18 protein-coding genes are annotated in these 15930 nt (G+C 60.3%); 5 read left to right on the forward strand and 13 right to left on the reverse strand.

Going from position 1 to position 15930, the window contains the following annotated elements:
- The 6 genes from AC1DSG_RS17015 to AC1DSG_RS17040 all read right to left on the reverse strand — a co-directional run.
- Nucleotides 1–540: FtsW/RodA/SpoVE family cell cycle protein (locus tag AC1DSG_RS17015; RefSeq protein ID WP_477791943.1), on the reverse strand; the 540-nt coding region annotated here is incomplete at its 3' end.
- 31 nt (nucleotides 541–571) lie between these two features.
- Nucleotides 572–2467, reverse strand: coding sequence for a penicillin-binding protein 2 (mrdA, locus tag AC1DSG_RS17020; protein ID WP_477791927.1), 1896 nt, complete (start codon nucleotides 2465–2467; stop codon nucleotides 572–574).
- 10 nt (nucleotides 2468–2477) lie between these two features.
- Complete coding sequence (rlmH, locus tag AC1DSG_RS17025; RefSeq protein WP_007937439.1) at nucleotides 2478–2945, reverse strand: 23S rRNA (pseudouridine(1915)-N(3))-methyltransferase RlmH; 468 nt, start codon at nucleotides 2943–2945, stop codon at nucleotides 2478–2480.
- Between the two features lie 9 nt (nucleotides 2946–2954).
- Entirely contained in the window at nucleotides 2955–3449 is a 495-nt protein-coding gene (gene rsfS, locus AC1DSG_RS17030; RefSeq protein WP_477791928.1) for a ribosome silencing factor, read from the reverse strand.
- A gap of 72 nt (nucleotides 3450–3521) precedes the next feature.
- A complete protein-coding gene (gene nadD, locus AC1DSG_RS17035; RefSeq protein WP_477791929.1) occupies nucleotides 3522–4211 on the reverse strand; it encodes a nicotinate-nucleotide adenylyltransferase in 690 nt (229 codons plus the stop codon).
- Between the two features lies 1 nt (nucleotide 4212).
- Nucleotides 4213–5484, reverse strand: a complete 1272-nt coding sequence (locus AC1DSG_RS17040) for a glutamate-5-semialdehyde dehydrogenase (RefSeq protein ID WP_477791930.1) — start codon at nucleotides 5482–5484, stop codon at nucleotides 4213–4215.
- A gap of 189 nt (nucleotides 5485–5673) precedes the next feature.
- Here AC1DSG_RS17040 and AC1DSG_RS17045 point away from each other — a divergent pair, with 189 nt between their 5' ends.
- Nucleotides 5674–6372, forward strand: coding sequence for a DNA-3-methyladenine glycosylase (locus tag AC1DSG_RS17045; RefSeq protein WP_477791931.1), 699 nt, complete (start codon nucleotides 5674–5676; stop codon nucleotides 6370–6372).
- A gap of 179 nt (nucleotides 6373–6551) precedes the next feature.
- A complete protein-coding gene (locus AC1DSG_RS17050; protein WP_477791932.1) occupies nucleotides 6552–7868 on the forward strand; it encodes a bifunctional DedA family/phosphatase PAP2 family protein in 1317 nt (438 codons plus the stop codon).
- 169 nt (nucleotides 7869–8037) lie between these two features.
- On the opposite strand, the gene AC1DSG_RS17055 is transcribed toward AC1DSG_RS17050, so the two are convergent.
- The 3 genes from AC1DSG_RS17055 to AC1DSG_RS17065 are packed head-to-tail and all read right to left on the reverse strand — an operon-like array spanning nucleotide 8038 to nucleotide 9714.
- The gene (locus AC1DSG_RS17055) at nucleotides 8038–8628 is read right to left on the reverse strand and encodes an LON peptidase substrate-binding domain-containing protein (protein ID WP_477791933.1); all 591 of its coding nucleotides are present in this window, start codon (nucleotides 8626–8628) and stop codon (nucleotides 8038–8040) included.
- Between the two features lie 10 nt (nucleotides 8629–8638).
- Complete coding sequence (locus tag AC1DSG_RS17060) at nucleotides 8639–9355, reverse strand: LrgB family protein (protein WP_477791934.1); 717 nt, start codon at nucleotides 9353–9355, stop codon at nucleotides 8639–8641.
- On the reverse strand, nucleotides 9352–9714 hold the full coding sequence (locus AC1DSG_RS17065) for a CidA/LrgA family protein (RefSeq protein ID WP_477791935.1): 363 nt from the start codon (nucleotides 9712–9714) through the stop codon (nucleotides 9352–9354). The genes AC1DSG_RS17060 and AC1DSG_RS17065 overlap by 4 nt, the downstream gene beginning before the upstream one ends.
- A 193-nt stretch (nucleotides 9715–9907) precedes the next feature.
- Between AC1DSG_RS17065 and AC1DSG_RS17070 the strand changes: the two genes are divergently transcribed.
- The 3 genes from AC1DSG_RS17070 to AC1DSG_RS17080 all read left to right on the forward strand — a co-directional run bounded on the left by AC1DSG_RS17070 (nucleotide 9908) and on the right by AC1DSG_RS17080 (nucleotide 12852).
- Nucleotides 9908–10363 carry a MaoC family dehydratase gene (locus AC1DSG_RS17070; RefSeq protein WP_477791936.1) on the forward strand — a complete coding sequence of 152 codons (456 nt, stop codon included), beginning with the start codon at nucleotides 9908–9910 and terminating at the stop codon, nucleotides 10361–10363.
- 101 nt (nucleotides 10364–10464) lie between these two features.
- Nucleotides 10465–12183 (forward strand): C13 family peptidase, encoded by a 1719-nt coding sequence (locus AC1DSG_RS17075; RefSeq protein ID WP_477791937.1) that lies wholly within the window; start codon nucleotides 10465–10467, stop codon nucleotides 12181–12183.
- A 27-nt stretch (nucleotides 12184–12210) separates the two neighbouring features.
- On the forward strand, nucleotides 12211–12852 hold the full coding sequence (locus tag AC1DSG_RS17080; RefSeq protein ID WP_477791938.1) for an oxidoreductase: 642 nt from the start codon (nucleotides 12211–12213) through the stop codon (nucleotides 12850–12852).
- A gap of 51 nt (nucleotides 12853–12903) precedes the next feature.
- Here AC1DSG_RS17080 and AC1DSG_RS17085 read toward each other — a convergent pair whose 3' ends face one another.
- The 4 genes from AC1DSG_RS17085 to AC1DSG_RS17100 form a co-directional block, all read right to left on the reverse strand.
- Nucleotides 12904–13188 (reverse strand): YceK/YidQ family lipoprotein, encoded by a 285-nt coding sequence (locus tag AC1DSG_RS17085; RefSeq protein ID WP_477791939.1) that lies wholly within the window; start codon nucleotides 13186–13188, stop codon nucleotides 12904–12906.
- Nucleotides 13181–13813, reverse strand: a complete 633-nt coding sequence (gene ubiX, locus AC1DSG_RS17090; protein WP_477791940.1) for a flavin prenyltransferase UbiX — start codon at nucleotides 13811–13813, stop codon at nucleotides 13181–13183. Before ubiX ends, AC1DSG_RS17085 begins: the two co-directional genes overlap by 8 nt.
- The gene (gene mpl / locus AC1DSG_RS17095) at nucleotides 13810–15159 is read right to left on the reverse strand and encodes a UDP-N-acetylmuramate:L-alanyl-gamma-D-glutamyl-meso-diaminopimelate ligase (RefSeq protein WP_477791941.1); all 1350 of its coding nucleotides are present in this window, start codon (nucleotides 15157–15159) and stop codon (nucleotides 13810–13812) included. Before mpl ends, ubiX begins: the two co-directional genes overlap by 4 nt.
- Nucleotides 15160–15287: 128 nt before the next feature.
- Nucleotides 15288–15930 (reverse strand): sigma-54-dependent Fis family transcriptional regulator (locus tag AC1DSG_RS17100; RefSeq protein WP_477791942.1); only part of this gene is annotated, 643 nt, incomplete at its 5' end.

A 15930-nucleotide genomic window follows, 5' to 3' on the forward strand; every position in this document is an offset into this window, starting at 1 on the left:
GCGCCAGCGCAGGCCACCCATAAACAAGACGAACGCACCACCCGCGAGGATCAGAAGTGATGTCCCCAGGTCCGGCTGGCGCACGATCAAGATAAATGGCAAGCCAATCAGAAACAGGCTGACCGCAACATGCTTGAGCTGCGGCGGCAAGGTGCGCTTGGACAAATACCAGGCGATGGTCGCCGGCATCAGGATTTTCATGAATTCCGAGGGCTGGAAGCGGATGACGCCGGGGATGTTGATCCAGCGCGTGGCGCCCATGGCGTTGTGGCCCATGACATCCACCACCACCAGCAATAGCACACCGATCACATAACCGACCGGCACCCACCGCGCCATGAAACGAGGTTCGAACTGCGCGATGACGATCATCGACACCAGGCCGATGCCGAACGAAGTGGCTTGCTTGGCCAGCAGGTCCCAGCTCTTGCCGCTGGCCGAATACAGCACGAACAGGCTGCCCGCGGCGAGGGTCAGCAGCAAAATGAGCAACGGCCCATCGATGTGCAGGCGCTGCAACAGCGTCGCACGACGACGCATCACATCCTCACTGGAGAGCATGCGATCAAAATTATTCATCATGGGCCGTAACCTCCGAGCTGACAGGGCTGGCGTACTCGGCCTTGAGATGGCCGTTCTGGTCCAGGAGCCAGGCATCCATGACTTGACGCACCACTGGCGCGGCGACCCCGGAACCGGACTCGCCGTTCTCGACCATCACTGACACCACGATTTGCGGATTGTCGGCCGGCGCAAAGCCGACAAACAAGGCGTGGTCGCGGTGACGTTCCTGAACCTTGGAGCGGTCGTACTTCTCGCCCTGCTTGATCGCGACCACCTGGGCCGTACCACTTTTCCCGGCAATCCGGTATTGCGCGCCAATCGAAGCCTTGCGCGCCGTACCGCGAGCGCCGTGCATCACCTGTTGCATACCGTGGTTGACCTTGGTCCAGTCCGACGGATCACGCAGGACGATATTCGGCATCGGGTTTTCATCCTTGGGCTTCTCGCCTTCGACCGTCTTGGCCAGGTGCGGACGGTTCCACACACCTTTGTTAGCCACTAGAGCCGTGGCCTGGGCCAGCTGCAGCGGCGTGGATTGCATGTAGCCCTGACCAATCCCCAGAATCAGGGTTTCGCCCGGAAACCAGGCCTGGCGGCGGGTCGCACGCTTCCACTCTCGGGTCGGCATCAGGCCCGGCGATTCTTCGAACATGTCCAGCGAGACCTTTTGGCCGATGCCGAATTTGCCCATATAGGCTGACAACCGATCGATTCCCAGCTTGTGGGCCAGGTCATAGAAGTAGGTGTCGTTGGAACGCATGATCGCCGTGTCCAGATCCACGTAACCGTCGCCGGTACGGTTCCAGTTCCGGTACTTGTGATCGTAATTGGGCAGTTGGTAATAACCGGGGTCGTACACCCGGGTCGACGCGGTGACCACACCCGAATCCAGACCGGCAATCGCCACCGCCGGCTTGATGGTCGAACCCGGCGGATACAGACCGCGCAGCACGCGGTTGAACAGCGGCCGGTCAATGGAGTCGCGCAGTTCGGAATAGGCCTTGTAACTGATGCCCGTAACGAACAGGTTCGGGTCGAAACTCGGCTGGCTGACCATCGCCAGCACTTCGCCGGTTTTCGGGTCCAGCGCCACGACGGCACCACGACGACCGCCCAGTGCCGCTTCGGCCGCTTCCTGCAACTTGATGTCCAGGCTCAGGACGATGTCCTTGCCGGAAATCGGTTCGGTACGCTTGAGCACACGCAATACGCGGCCCCGAGCGTTGGTTTCGACTTCTTCGTAACCGACCTGACCGTGCAACTCGGGCTCGTAAAAGCGCTCGATGCCGGTTTTGCCAATTTGATGGGTGCCGCTGTAACTCACGGGATCCAGTGACTTGAGCTCTTTCTCGTTGATTCGCCCCATGTACCCGACCGAGTGCGCAAAGTGCGCACCCTGCGGATAGTGACGCACCAGTTGCGCGACCACTTCCACACCCGGCAGGCGGAACTGGTTCACCGCGATCCGGGCGATCTGCTCTTCGGTCAGCTCGAACAGGATCGGCACCGGCTCGAATGGCCGACGCCCCTGGCGCATGCGTTTCTCGAAGATCACCCGGTCCTCGGGTGTCAGCTCCAGCACTTCGACAATCACGTCGAGCACTTGCTGCCAGTCGCCTGAGCGCTCGCGGGTCATGCTCAGGCTGAAGCTGGGCCGGTTATCGGCTACCACCACGCCATTACGGTCGAAGATCAGCCCACGGGTGGGCGGAATCGGCTGCACATGGACGCGGTTGTTTTCCGACAGGGTCGAGTGATACTCGTACTGGATGACCTGAAGAAAATACAACCGCGCAATCAGCACACAAATCAGCGCTACTACCGCAATTGCACCGAACACGACGCGACCACGCACCAGACGGGCGTCTTTTTCGTGGTCCTTGATACGGATCGGCTGAGACATGAGGGCAGAATTACTTGTGGTAAGGGTGGCCGGACAAGACTGTCCAGGCACGGTACAGCTGTTCGCCGATCAGGATTCGCACCAACGGGTGCGGCAACGTCAACGGCGACAATGACCAGCGCTGATCGGCTCGGGCACAGACTTCCGGCGCCAGCCCTTCGGGGCCGCCGACCATGAAGTTCACCGTGCGCGAGTCCAGGCGCCAGCGATCGAGTTCGACCGCCAACTGCTCAGTGCTCCAGGGCTTGCCGTGGACTTCGAGGGTGACAACACGCTCATTCGGCCCGACCTTGGCCAGCATGGCTTCGCCTTCCTGACGGATGAAGCGCGCCACGTCGGCGTTCTTGCCACGGGTGTTGAGCGGTATTTCCACCAGTTCCAACGCCAGCTCGGACGGAAGACGCTTGGCATATTCATGCCAGCCTTCTTCCACCCACTTGGGCATCCGTGAACCGACGGCGATCAGTCGCAGTCGCACAGCGGGCCCTTATTGCTGGTCTTTGTTGAGCTTGATGAAATGCTCGTGGGTATTTTCCGGGCTATGGTGAGCCGCGTTCAGGGCACGGCTCTGTTCAGCACCGGACCACAGACGCTCCAGGTCGTAGAACTGGCGAGCCGAGGCGGTCATCATGTGCACGATGACGTCGTCCATATCCAGCAGCACCCAGTCGCTGTCGCCCTTGCCTTCTTCACCCAGCGGCTTGACGCCCTGGGCTTTGACGGCTTCGCGAACCTTGTCCAGCATCGCGCCGATCTGGCGATTGGAGGTACCGGTAGCGATGATCATGAAGTCAGTGATGCTCTGCTTTTCACGAACGTCGATTACCTGAATGTCCTGGGCCTTGACGTCTTCCAGGGCCGCTACGGCAACCTTGACCAGTGCTTCACCAGCCAACTCCGGGCCGGTCGGTGCTACTACTGGCAGTGGGGCGCTTTTGAATGTGCCTTTGCGCTTTACTTTAGCTACGTCTTTGTCAGTCATATAAAACTCGTTTTGCTCGTATGTTCGGGGGCTTCGATACACGTGATCACGTGCCTTGAAGCGCGCCTCTTTTCAGTTCGACGCACGGTAAAGTCCGTGCGCATCGATGTAGGCCAGGACCGCGTCGGGCACCAGGAAACGTACCGACTTACCGCTGGCCAGCAGTTGACGGATCTGGGTGGCGGATACCGCGAGCGGTGTCTGCCAGACGAATGCAATCTGTCCGCTCGGCCCTTTGAGGGCCAGCGGGTCGCTCACCGAGCGCGCTGCCAGCAGGTTGCGCAAGGCATCCGGCGGTTCGCTGTCGGCATCCGGGCGTTGCAGCACCAGGATGTGGCAATGCTGGAGCAACTCTTCCCAGCGGTGCCAAGTGGGCAGGCCGCAAAAAGCGTCCCAGCCCAAAAGTAGAAAAACCTGGGTCTGGGCGGGCAGTTCAGCGCGCATCAGTTCCAGGGTATCAATAGTGTAGGACGGTTTGTCCCGCTGCAATTCGCGGGCGTCCACCACCAACGGCGCCACACCGGCTACCGCGCACTCGACCATCACCAGACGGTCTTTGGCCGACACCTGCGGCGTACCGCGATGCGGCGGTCTGGCACTGGGTGTCAGACGCAACTCATCGAGCGCCAGCGATTCGGCGACTTCCAGCGCACCGCGCAGATGGCCGATGTGCACCGGGTCGAACGTACCGCCCAGCATGCCAATCCGGCGAGGTTGAGGCTCGCTTGCGGTGGCTGGGACTGTCGGGTCGAGGTCGCCCAAGTCAGACCGACGCCTGGCCGCGCAACTGGCCATCACCCACGACGATGTACTTCTCGCAGGTCAAACCTTCGAGACCCACCGGACCGCGGGCGTGCAGCTTATCAGTAGAAATGCCAATCTCGGCACCCAATCCGTATTCAAAGCCATCGGCGAAGCATGTCGGGGTGTTGATCATCACCGACGACGAATCGACCTGCGCGACAAAACGCCGTGTGTCGGCGAGGTTTTCGCTGACGATCGAGTCGGTGTGATGGGAGCCGTGCTTATTAATATGCTCGATGGCCTGGTCCAGCCCGTCGACTACGCGGATCGACAAAATCGGCGCCAGGTATTCGGTGGTCCAGTCTTCTTCGGTGGCCGCTACAGCATCGATAATCGCTCGCGTGCGCTCGCAACCACGCAGCTCGACGCCTTTTTCGCGGAACTGGGCAGCCATCGATGGCAGGAAGTCTTTGGCAATGGCTTGATCCACCAGCAGCGTTTCCATGGCGCCGCAGATGCCATAACGGTACGTCTTGGCGTTGAACGCGATGCGCTGGGCTTTCGCCAGATCGGCATGCTCACTCACGTAAACGTGGCAGATGCCGTCCAGGTGTTTGATCACCGGCACGCGGGCGTCACGGCTGACGCGTTCGATCAGGCCACGGCCACCACGGGGCACAATGACGTCGACGTATTCCGGCATAGTGATCAGGGCGCCAACGGCTGCCCGGTCGGTGGTTTCGACCACTTGCACCACGGCAGCCGGCAGTTCGGCTTCGGCCAGACCGCGCTGGATGCAGGCGGCGATGGCGCGATTGGAATGGATCGCTTCGGAACCACCTCGCAGAATGGTCGCATTACCTGACTTGAGGCACAGGCTGGCGGCATCGATGGTCACGTTGGGACGGGATTCGTAGATGATCCCGATCACGCCCAGCGGCACGCGCATTTTACCGACCTGAATGCCCGACGGGCGGAAGCTCATGTCGCGAATCGCGCCGACCGGGTCCGGCAATGCAGCCACCTGGCGCAGGCCGACGATCATGCCGTCAATGCGTTCCGGGGTCAGCGCCAGACGTTCCAGCAGGGCCGGCTCAAGGCCATTGGCGCGACCCGCGGCCAAGTCCAGTTCATTGGCCGCCGTCAACTCGGCGCGTGCAGCGTCCAGCGCATTGGCCGCAGCCTGCAAGGCGCGGTTTTTCTGCGCAGTGCTGGCACAGCCGATGACGCGAGAGGCTTCGCGGGCAGCGCGACCCAGGCGGGTCATGTAGTCAAGAACGGACTCAGTCATGGTCTGGATTAGTCTTTGCTAAGGTCTTGGTAAAGAGTAAAGCGGCAGATTATAGCTGTCGCGTCTCCCGACTAACAGCGGTGACGGGCGGATGGTCGAAATCCAGGGCAATTTGCCGACGTTCAGCCGTGCTTAAGCTGCAAATTGTTATCATCATCGCTCAATCAGCTCTGATAAACGCCGTCTATCATGTCCAACCTGACTGTACGAACGTCCGCTGCGAGCCGGCCTACCGGGCTTGCGGACGCGTTTTTTGACCGGGACGCGCAAGCTCTGGCCCGGGATTTACTCGGCAAAGTCATTCGTCACCGGGTCGGCGACCTGTGGCTCAGTGCCCGGATTATTGAAACCGAAGCCTATTACTTTGAAGAAAAAGGCAGCCACGCCTCCCTCGGCTACACAGAAAAACGTAAGGCTTTGTTTCTGGATGGCGGCCACATCTATATGTATTACGCCCGCGGCGGTGATTCGCTGAACTTCAGTGCCAAAGGCCCCGGCAACGCGGTGCTGATCAAATCAGCCTATCCGTGGGTCGATGAACTGAGCGGCCCGGCGAGCCTGGCGCAAATGCTATTGAACAATCCCGACGCCCAAGGCCGCCCTCGCCCTTCGCAAAAGCTGTGTGCCGGGCAGACCCTGTTGTGCAAGGCCCTGGGTTTGAAGGTTCCTGTCTGGGACGCCAAGCGTTTCGATCATGAAGTGCTACTCGTGGAAGACATTGGCCCGGCGCCCGCCCACATCATCCAGACCACGCGCCTGGGCATCCCCCATGGGCGCGATGAACATTTGATGTACCGCTTTGTCGATGCGGCTTACGCGCCGTATTGCACGCGCAACCCGCTGCGACGGGGGCAGGTCGAAGGGCGCGATTATTTTTTGCTGCCTTGAAGATTGATATCCCCCCTGTAGGAGCGAGCCTGCTCGCGATAGCGGAGTATCAGGCGACATCCATGTCGGCTGGCAGCCTGCTTTCGCGAGCAGGCTCGCTCCCACAAGGGATCTATTGTGTATTGAAGATTGCGTTCGTCCCCCATGGGGCCAATTGAACATTCGATGGAGTTGTTTTTATGGGCCCATGGCTCGATAGCGTCACCGGTTGGTTGACGGTCAACCCGCAATGGCTGGCTGCGGCGGTGTTCATAGTGGCCTTTGTGGAATGCCTGGCGATTGCCGGGTTGATCGTGCCCGGTACGGTGTTGCTGTTTGCGGTGGCGGTCCTGGCCGGCAGCGGCGCGCTGTCGTTGAGTGAAACGCTGCTGCTGGGGTTCGTTGCCGGGGTGCTGGGTGACGTCGTCTCGTACTTCGTCGGACGCCATTTCCATCAGAACATTCGGCGTCTGCCCGGCTTACGCCATCACCCGGAATGGATTGCGGGAGCCGAGGCGTATTTCCAGCGTTATGGCATCGCCAGCCTGCTGGTCGGACGCTTTATCGGGCCGCTGCGCCCGATGTTGCCGATGGTTGCCGGGATGTTCGATATGCCATTCCCGCGATTTTTCGCCGTCAGCCTGCTGGCTGCCGCTGGCTGGAGTGTCGCGTATCTACTGCCTGGTTGGGCGACGGGTGCAGCGATTCGTTTGCCGTTGCCGGAAGGTTTCTGGCCTGAGGCGGGAGTCGTCGCTGGTGCTATTGCCGTCATGGTCGGTTTGAGCGTCACCAGCAGCCTGCGCCGCCATCGCAAGGCGACGATGCTGATTGCCGGTATGAGCTTGCTGATTCTGGCGGGACTGTTTATCGGCTATCCGCACCTGACCGCGCTTGATCAGGGCGTGATGACATTGGTGCAGGAACACCGCAGCCCGATGCTCGATGAAGTGGCCGTGGTCTTTACGCTGATGGGCGAATTTCGCAACATGCTGCTGCTCAGTTCACTGCTGACCGGCCTGCTGCTGATCGCGCGACAATGGCGGCAGGCAATTTTTGCCGGCAGCACCCTGCTCTGCACCGCGCTGGGCAATACTGCAACCAAATACTTTTTCGCCCGCGTGCGCCCGGAAATACTCAGCGACCCCCTGACCAGCTACAGCATGCCCAGCGGCCACGCCTCGGGGTCATTTGCGTTATTCCTGACAATCGCCGTTCTGGCGGGTCGCGGACAACCACCGCGGATGCGCCTGACCTGGTTGCTGCTGGGCTGCTTGCCAGCGTTGGCGATTGCGTTGTCGCGGGTGTATCTGGGCGCGCACTGGCCGACGGATGTAGTGGCCGGCGCCATGTTGGCTGCCTGTGTTTGTGCGGCGAGCCTGTGGCTGAATCAGCGCCAGACACCGCTCAACGCCATGCCGCCCAAAGTCTGGTGGCTGGTGTTGCCGGCGCTGATGGCGTTGTTTGCGTTCTTTGCGTTGCGGCACTTGCCGCATGCGATGTTGCGGTATGCGTACTGACGTAGCAGCTGTCGAGCCCGCGAGGCTGCGTCCGGCGGCGAAGCCGTCGCAAACCTGAGTACGCGATACTCCTGAAACACTGCACAACCTGATTTCACGACGACTTTGTCGCCGGACGCAGCCTCGCGCTGCTCGACAGCTGCTACAGGTTGGGGATTTTTAGCATTTGTCAGGCAAACAACTCTCCCTGCAACTCATCCAGCAGCGCCTGAATCGCATCCAGTCGCTGCTGCGGATCATCGAGTTGCAGCAGGTCAATCTTGTCCACTTCCGCGAACGGCAGCAAATAGGCCAACTGATTCGCCAATGATTGTTGCCCGGTTGCCTCAGTGCCCATGTTCAACGCTTCGACCATAGGGTGTTCCGCCAACGCCTTGAGCAACGCCACCAAATCGGCGTCTTCATCCTGCAGCGGCTGTTCAGGCTCGTCTTCAAGCCATTCAACGTCGGCGACAGTCAACTGGTCGCGCTGCACTTCGCTGCGCAAGACGTGAAAACGCCGCCCGCCCTGCACCCGAATCCCCAGCAGGCCGTTGTCCTGCTGCTTGAAATCGGTGATCAGCGCTTCACACCCCACCAAGGCATACCCTGCCGGCGCGATGCCGACTTCTTCGCCGTCAAGGATGCACACCACACCGAAGCCGCCGCCCTGTTTCATGCAGCGGCTGATCATGTCCAGGTAGCGCGCCTCGAAGATCTGCAAGTCGAGGATGCAGCCAGGAAACAGCACCGTGTTCAATGGGAAAAGCGGCAAGCTCATAGACATTTCCTTACACCACCATCGACACCGCCAACGGCAGGAACACCGCCGTGGCCACGCCCATCAGACTCATCGCCAGCGCCGCAAACGCGCCGCACTCTTCACTTTCCTGCAAGGCCACCGAAGTGCCGACCGCATGGGCGGTCATGCCCAATGCCATGCCGCGGGCTTCAGGGCTGTGCACGCCGAGCCGGGTCAACAGACTTGGGCCGAAGATCGCACCGATCACGCCGGTGATCAACACGAACACGGCTGCCAGCGCCGCGACACCGCCGATCTGCTCGGCCACCAGCATGGCAATCGGTGACGTCACCGACTTGGGGGCCATGGTCATCAGGACCATGTGCCCGGCACCGAACCCCCAGCCCAGCAACACACCCATGCCCGTGGCCACCACGCCACCTATCACCAGCGTAGTAAAAATCGGCCAGAACAACTGCCGAATCCGTCGCAAATTGAGGTACAGCGGTACGGCCAGCGCAACGGTCGCTGGTCCGAGCAAAATGCTGAGGATCTCGGTGCTCTTGCGGTATTCGGCGTACGTCAGGCCGCACGTCAGGAGAACACCGATCACCACCAGCATGGAGACCAGTACCGGTTGCAAAAAGATCCAGCGGGTTTTTTCGAAAGCCGCCAACACCAGCTGATAAGCGCCCAACGTAATGCCGATACCGAACAACGGATGATGAATCACCGCGTCGAGTGCGCCGTGCCAATCAAGGGTCATTGGTCATCTCCACGAGGGGCGTGACGCTTGACCATGCGCTGCATCAGTACCCCGGCAAACGCCATGGACAGCAGCAGGGACAACACCAGCGCACCGACGATGGCCCAGAAATCCGCAGCTATGTCCTTGGCATACACCATCACACCCACGGCCGGCGGCACCAGCAGCAACGGCAAGTAACGCAGCAGGCTGCTAGCCGCCAGGCTCAGCGAATCGCCGACCTGACCGCGTGAAATCAGATATACCAGCAACAGCAGCAAGCCAATGATCGGCCCCGGCAGCACCGGTAAAAACAAGTGGTTGATGGCTGTTCCCAGCAATTGGAACAGCACCAGCCAGGTCAGACCACGTAACAACATCCGGCATCTCCCGCGCGCTCCCCACCAAAAAGGGGCCGAGCATTATAAGCACGTCAGCGCTATGGATCGGCATTCGCCAAAAGCATGTTCAGTTGACCGGAGCAATTTGCCATGTTGATCTAAAGTGGTTCACTGAGAAGTGAAACCCCCACTCGAAAAACTATAAATCCAATGAAACCCAAGGAGAGTCTCAATGCCCCATGTTCCGGTTGCAGAACTCAAAGATTATGTCGGCAAGGAACTCGGACGTTCCGAATGGCTCACCATCGATCAGGAGCGCATCAACCTGTTCGCAGAAGCCACAGGTGACTTCCAGTTTATTCATGTCGATCCGGTCAAAGCCGCGCAAACGCCATTTGGCAGCACCATCGCCCATGGATTCCTGTCGCTGTCACTGATCCCGAAACTGATGGAAGACATCCTCATCCTCCCCGAAGGCGCGAAGATGGTGGTCAACTACGGTCTCGACAGCGTGCGCTTCATTCAACCGGTCAAGGTCAATTCGAGAGTGCGTCTCAAGGTCGAACTCAGCGACGCCACCGAAAAAAAGCCCGGCCAATGGCTGCTCAAGGCCACCTGCACCCTTGAGATAGAAGGCTCGGACAAACCGGCCTACATCGCCGAATCCCTGTCCCTCTGTTTCGTATAACCTTCCCGGATGCGAAGCAGCTCACGCTGTTTCGCGACCGTCTCTATATATGCGACACATAGCTGCGGCATACTCCGTCGCCTAATTGCCCGGATCCCGCTATGCGCTCACTTGCACTCCTTGCCTTGACCCTGTTGCTCACCGCTTGCGGCGATGACGAATCGCTGCTGCCCCCCGATGCCCGCTTGCCGGACGGTGGACGCTATCGCGGGGATCTGGTTGACGGCTTGTTGCAAGGCCAGGGCCGCATCGACTACCCGAACAAGAGCTGGTACGCCGGCGAGTTCGACAAGGGTCAATGGCATGGCCAGGGCGAATGGCATGGCAGCAATGGCGAGGTCTTTCGCGGGCAATTCAATCAGGGCCTGTTCGACGGCCAAGGCACGTTGACCACGCCGGACAGCAGTTATACCGGCGGTTTCAAACTCGGTCGGCGCGATGGCGAAGGCACGCTCAAAGAAAACGGCATTACCTATCGCGGCGAATTCAAAGCCGATCAATATTCAGGGCTCGGTCGTCTCGAACTTGACGACGGCAGCTCTTACCAAGGCCAATTCACCCAAGGCAAACCCAACGGTGAAGGCCAGCGCGGCGACGCCAGCGGCAATCAGTTCACCGGGCATTTTGTCAACGGACAGTTGGAAGGCAACGGCACCTTCAACAGCGCTGAGGGCGACATTTACGTCGGCGGCTTCAAGAACAATCAACTGCACGGCAAGGGCCGCTACGAGAATGCCGATGGCGATGTCTGGCTGGGTCAGTTCAAGGAAGGTTCGCTGAACGGCAAGGGCGAGTTGATCGGTGCCGATGGCAGCCATTACATCGGCCGGTTCAGCGACTGGCGCTTCACCGGCCAAGGACGACTGAACCTGTCGGACGGCAGCTTCTACACCGGCCAGTTCGACAATGACAGTTACTCCGGACGCGGCACGCTGGTGCTGACTGACGGCACCGTGCAAAGCGGCACGTGGCTCAATGGCCAACGTGTGCGTGACGCCGATGGCAAGCTACTGCCCGATAGCCTGGAGCTCGGCTTGCTGGCTCAGGGCCGCTTGCTCGACGACGCACTGCTTGACGTTCCGAGCTCGACACCGGCCGTCGAGTTGTACACCCTGACCCTGGGTGGTGACGGCAAACAAAGCGTGTTCCTGCGCGAATCCGACTACGTCAGCAACATGCTCAGCAGCCGCTTTGGTGCATTTGGCCAGATCCGCCTGGTCAATCATCGCGATCACCTTGTCGACCGGCCGATGGCCACCCGAGAAAACCTGCGCCGCGCCGCGCTGACGCTGGCCGAGCGCAGCGGCCCGGAAGATTTGATTTTCATATACCTGACCAGCCACGGCACCAGCGAACACGAACTGGTGCTCGATCAGCCGCGCATGGAACTGCCCGACCTGCCGGCCGATGAACTCGCCGCGGTGCTTGCACCCTTGAAAAATCGCGACAAGATCATTGTGATTTCGTCTTGCTACTCCGGTGGTTTCATCCCCGCCCTCAAGGATGAACGCACCTTGATCATCACCGCCTCGCGGGCAGACCGCGTGTCCTTCGGCTGCTCCGAAGAAGCCAACTCTACCTACTTCGGCGATGCACTTTTCACCCAGGCGCTGAACCAGACCGACGACCTGGAGCAAGCCTTCAAACTGGCCAAGGCTACGGTCGCCGAACGCGAACTGGCGGACAGCTTCGAAGCCTCTGAACCGCAGATGTGGGCGCCTAAAGGGGTGATCTCGCGCTGGCAGCTTTTACGCAAGCAGCAGGCACGAAAAGCGCTACAAAGTATCTCTACCGACAGCAAGGATACAAAGAACAACTAAGCTGAACAGTATCAAGGGAGAAACACTATGTACTTGACGCCTCAGCATGTATTGCTTGCCGGAGCTACCGGGTTGACCGGTGAACACCTGCTTGATCGCTTGCTCAATGAGCCCACCATTTCAAGGGTTTTGGCTCCTTCACGGCGACCACTGGCCAAACATCCGCACCTCGAAAACCCGGTCGGCGACCCGACAGTGTTTCTGCCGCAACTGAACGGTCGCGTCGACATCGCCTATTGCTGTCTCGGCACCACGATCAAACAGGCCGGCTCTGAACAAGCGTTTCGCGCGGTGGACCTGGACATGGTCGTATCGTTTGCAAAACGCGCACGGGAAATGGGCGCACGCCACTTGATCGTCATCAGCGCCTTGGGCGCTGATCGCAGATCCTCGATTTTCTACAACCGTGTCAAAGGCGAAATGGAACACGCATTGCGCGCGCAGGACTGGCCGCAACTGACCATTTGCCGTCCCTCGTTGCTGTTGGGCGATCGCGTCGAACCCCGCTTGGGCGAGAAAATTGCCGGCCCCCTGTCACGCCTGATCCCGGGCAAATACCACGGCATCGAAGCCTGCCAACTGGCCCGGGCGATGTGGCGGCTGGCGCTGGAAGAGCAGGATGGGGTTCGGATTGTTGAATCGGATGAGTTGCGCAAGCTAGGCAAATAGCCCGAAGACCTGTGGCGAGGGAGCTTGCTCCCTCGCCACATTAGCCGAAAGCTACAACCCGCCCGTAGCCTGAAAACTCACCCCAATCACCGTCAGAACCGACAACGGCAATAACAGCGTGTCGAGCAACGCACTGGCCGGCAGGTCAAGGCCCGGGTAGCTCGGCGCCTCTGCACCGAAACGGTCCATGGCACAACACCCGCCGTTCATGGCGTACAAATCCAGACGCGTCCCGGAATACACCAACGGCGCCCCGGGCTTGGCGGCATCAAGAGTGCGCGCCGTGGCGCAGCCCGTCAGTTGCAACACCAGCAGAAGGACCAGTAGCTTATTCATCGCTGCTCAAATGGTGCTCGCCCCAGCGTGGCAGCATGTCCTGCGGGATGTTCAACAGATTGAGAATCCGCGCCACGACAAAGTCGATCAGGTCATCAATCGTCTGCGGCTGATGATAGAAGCCCGGCGAAGCCGGCAAGATCGTCACGCCCATGTGCGACAGCTTGAGCATGTGCTCCAGATGAATGCTCGAGTATGGCGCTTCACGCGGCACCAGGATCAACTGGCGACGCTCCTTCAAGGTGACGTCGGCGGCACGTTCGATCAGGTTGTTGCAGGCACCCGTCGCAATGGCCGACAGCGTCCCCGTGGAACACGGCACCACCACCATCGCCGCCGGCGCACCGGAGCCCGAAGCCACCGGCGACATCCAGTCTTCCTTGCCATACACCTTGATTTGCCCCGCCGCAGCGCCGGTGTATTCGGTGAGGAAGGCCTGCATCATCTGCGGTTTTGGCGGCAGCGTGACGTCAGTCTCGGTGGCCATCACCAATTGTGCCGCCTTGGAAATCAGGAAGTGCACTTCGCGATCTTCGCGCACCAGGCAATCGAGCAGACGCAAACCATATTGGGCGCCGGAAGCGCCGGTCATGGCCAGCGTGATGCGATCCGGGCCGTTGCTCATTGCAGCGCCTCGGCGAGTTTGCCGTGCAGGCCGCCGAAACCGCCATTGCTCATGATCACCACGTGGGTGCCGGGCTGGGCCTGGCTCTTCACGCGCTCGATGATGCCTTCCAGCGAATCGCTGACAATCGACGGCACAGTGCACAGCGCAGCCGTGCCAGCCAGGTCCCAACCGAGGTTGGCCGGCGCATACCAGATCACCTGATCGGCATCGACCACGCTTTCCGGCAAACCGTCGCGGTGCGCGCCGAGCTTCATGGAGTTGGAGCGCGGCTCGATGATTGCGATCAATGGCGCATCGCCGATGCGTTTGCGCAGGCCATCCAGAGTGGTGGCGATGGCGGTCGGATGGTGCGCGAAGTCGTCATAAATGGTGATACCGCGTACGTCGGCGACTTTTTCCATACGGCGCTTCACGCTTTTGAACGCGCTCAACGCGGCGATGCCCATGGAAGGCACCACGCCGACATGACGCGCGGCCGCCAAGGTGGCCAGAGCGTTAGCGACGTTGTGCTGGCCGGTCATGTCCCACTCAACCACACCTTGGGTGACGCCTTCGAACATCACTTCAAACTTCGAACCGTCTTCGCTCAGCAGTTTGACCTGCCACTGACCGCCCACACCGGTGGTTTGCACCGGGGTCCAGCAACCCATTTCGATGACGCGTTGCAGCGCCGGCTCGGTGGTCGGATGGATCACCAGGCCTTCGCTCGGAATGGTCCGCACCAAATGGTGGAATTGCCGTTCGATGGCCGGCAGATCAGGGAAAATGTCTGCATGATCGAACTCAAGATTGTTCAGGATCGCCGTGCGCGGGCGGTAGTGAACGAACTTGGAGCGTTTATCGAAGAATGCACTGTCATATTCGTCGGCTTCGATCACGAAGAACGGCGTGCCGCCCAAGCGCGCCGACACCGAGAAATTCTGCGGCACGCCGCCGATCAGGAAACCCGGGCTCATGCCCGCGTGCTCCAGCACCCAGGCGAGCATGCTGCTGGTGGTCGTTTTGCCGTGAGTACCGGCGACGGCCAACACCCAGCGACCTTGCAGCACGTGATCGGCCAGCCATTGCGGGCCGGAAACGTACGGCAAACCTTTGTTCAGCACGTATTCGACGGCCGGGTTGCCGCGCGACATGGCGTTGCCGATCACCACCAGATCCGGTGCCGGATCGAGCTGGGAAGGATCGTAGCCTTGGGTCAACTCAATGCCCTGAGCCTCAAGTTGAGTACTCATCGGCGGATAGACGTTGGCATCGGAGCCGGTCACGTGATGGCCCAGCTCTTTGGCCAACACCGCCATCGAACCCATGAAAGTGCCGCAGATACCCAGAATATGAATGTGCATAGTCGACCTCGTAAAACATGGCCGCAGGTTAGCGTAGGGAGGGGAAAATCGCACTCTTTAGCTGAGATTCACCGCGACCTCTGTGGCGGTGCGGCGGTCCGACAAGCCCCCTCGCCACAAAAGCAGGTTTACCGGGCGATACCGTGCTTGCGCAGCTTCCTATAGAGGGTATTGCGGCTGACCCCTAACTGCTCAGCGGTATGGGTCATATGCCAACGCGCGTGTTCCAGCGCATTGAGCAACGCCAGCCGCTCGGCATCGTCCAACGGATGCTCCGATGGCTCTTGCACCGCCAATGCAACTGCCGGCCGCGCCTGACGAATCATCGCCGGCAAATCCTCCAGCCCGATCCGCCCGCCGTCACACAAAGCCGCCAATGTGCGCAGCACATTACGCAGCTGCCGCACGTTGCCTGGCCAGGCAAAACCCAGCAAGGCTTCCCGCGCCGGCGCTTCGATCAGTACGGCTTCCCCGCCCGCCTCCTCGGCCAGCAAGAAATCGAGTAGCTGGGATTTATCACTACGGTCACGCAATGCCGGCAACGCCACTTCCAGCCCATTGAGCCGGTAATACAAATCCTCACGGAAGCTGCCGTCCTGCACCCGATCCAGCAGATTCCGGTGAGTAGCGCTGATGATTCGCACGTTGACCGCTTCTGGCTCCCCGCCAATGGGCACCACCTGCCGGTCTTCCAACACCCTTAAAAGCCGGGTCTGCAAGGCCAGCGGCATGTCGCCGATTTCGTCGAGAAACAGGGTCCCGCCATCGGCC

The sequence above is a fragment of the Pseudomonas sp. P5_A12 genome (genome assembly GCF_056400685.1).

Excerpts from the sequence above, each read along its gene's own strand:
- mrdA (WP_477791927.1), bottom strand. The coding sequence starts at position 2,467 with ATGTCTCAGCCGATCCGTATCAAGGACCACGAAAAAGACGCCCGTCTG.
- rsfS (WP_477791928.1), bottom strand. The coding sequence starts at position 3,449 with ATGACTGACAAAGACGTAGCTAAAGTAAAGCGCAAAGGCACATTCAAA.
- AC1DSG_RS17040 (WP_477791930.1), bottom strand. The coding sequence starts at position 5,484 with ATGACTGAGTCCGTTCTTGACTACATGACCCGCCTGGGTCGCGCTGCC.
- AC1DSG_RS17045 (WP_477791931.1), top strand. The coding sequence starts at position 5,674 with ATGTCCAACCTGACTGTACGAACGTCCGCTGCGAGCCGGCCTACCGGG.
- AC1DSG_RS17050 (WP_477791932.1), top strand. The coding sequence starts at position 6,552 with ATGGGCCCATGGCTCGATAGCGTCACCGGTTGGTTGACGGTCAACCCG.
- AC1DSG_RS17055 (WP_477791933.1), bottom strand. The coding sequence starts at position 8,628 with ATGAGCTTGCCGCTTTTCCCATTGAACACGGTGCTGTTTCCTGGCTGC.
- AC1DSG_RS17060 (WP_477791934.1), bottom strand. The coding sequence starts at position 9,355 with ATGACCCTTGATTGGCACGGCGCACTCGACGCGGTGATTCATCATCCG.
- AC1DSG_RS17065 (WP_477791935.1), bottom strand. The coding sequence starts at position 9,714 with ATGTTGTTACGTGGTCTGACCTGGCTGGTGCTGTTCCAATTGCTGGGA.
- AC1DSG_RS17070 (WP_477791936.1), top strand. The coding sequence starts at position 9,908 with ATGCCCCATGTTCCGGTTGCAGAACTCAAAGATTATGTCGGCAAGGAA.
- AC1DSG_RS17075 (WP_477791937.1), top strand. The coding sequence starts at position 10,465 with ATGCGCTCACTTGCACTCCTTGCCTTGACCCTGTTGCTCACCGCTTGC.
- AC1DSG_RS17080 (WP_477791938.1), top strand. The coding sequence starts at position 12,211 with ATGTACTTGACGCCTCAGCATGTATTGCTTGCCGGAGCTACCGGGTTG.
- AC1DSG_RS17085 (WP_477791939.1), bottom strand. The coding sequence starts at position 13,188 with ATGAATAAGCTACTGGTCCTTCTGCTGGTGTTGCAACTGACGGGCTGC.
- ubiX (WP_477791940.1), bottom strand. The coding sequence starts at position 13,813 with ATGAGCAACGGCCCGGATCGCATCACGCTGGCCATGACCGGCGCTTCC.
- mpl (WP_477791941.1), bottom strand. The coding sequence starts at position 15,159 with ATGCACATTCATATTCTGGGTATCTGCGGCACTTTCATGGGTTCGATG.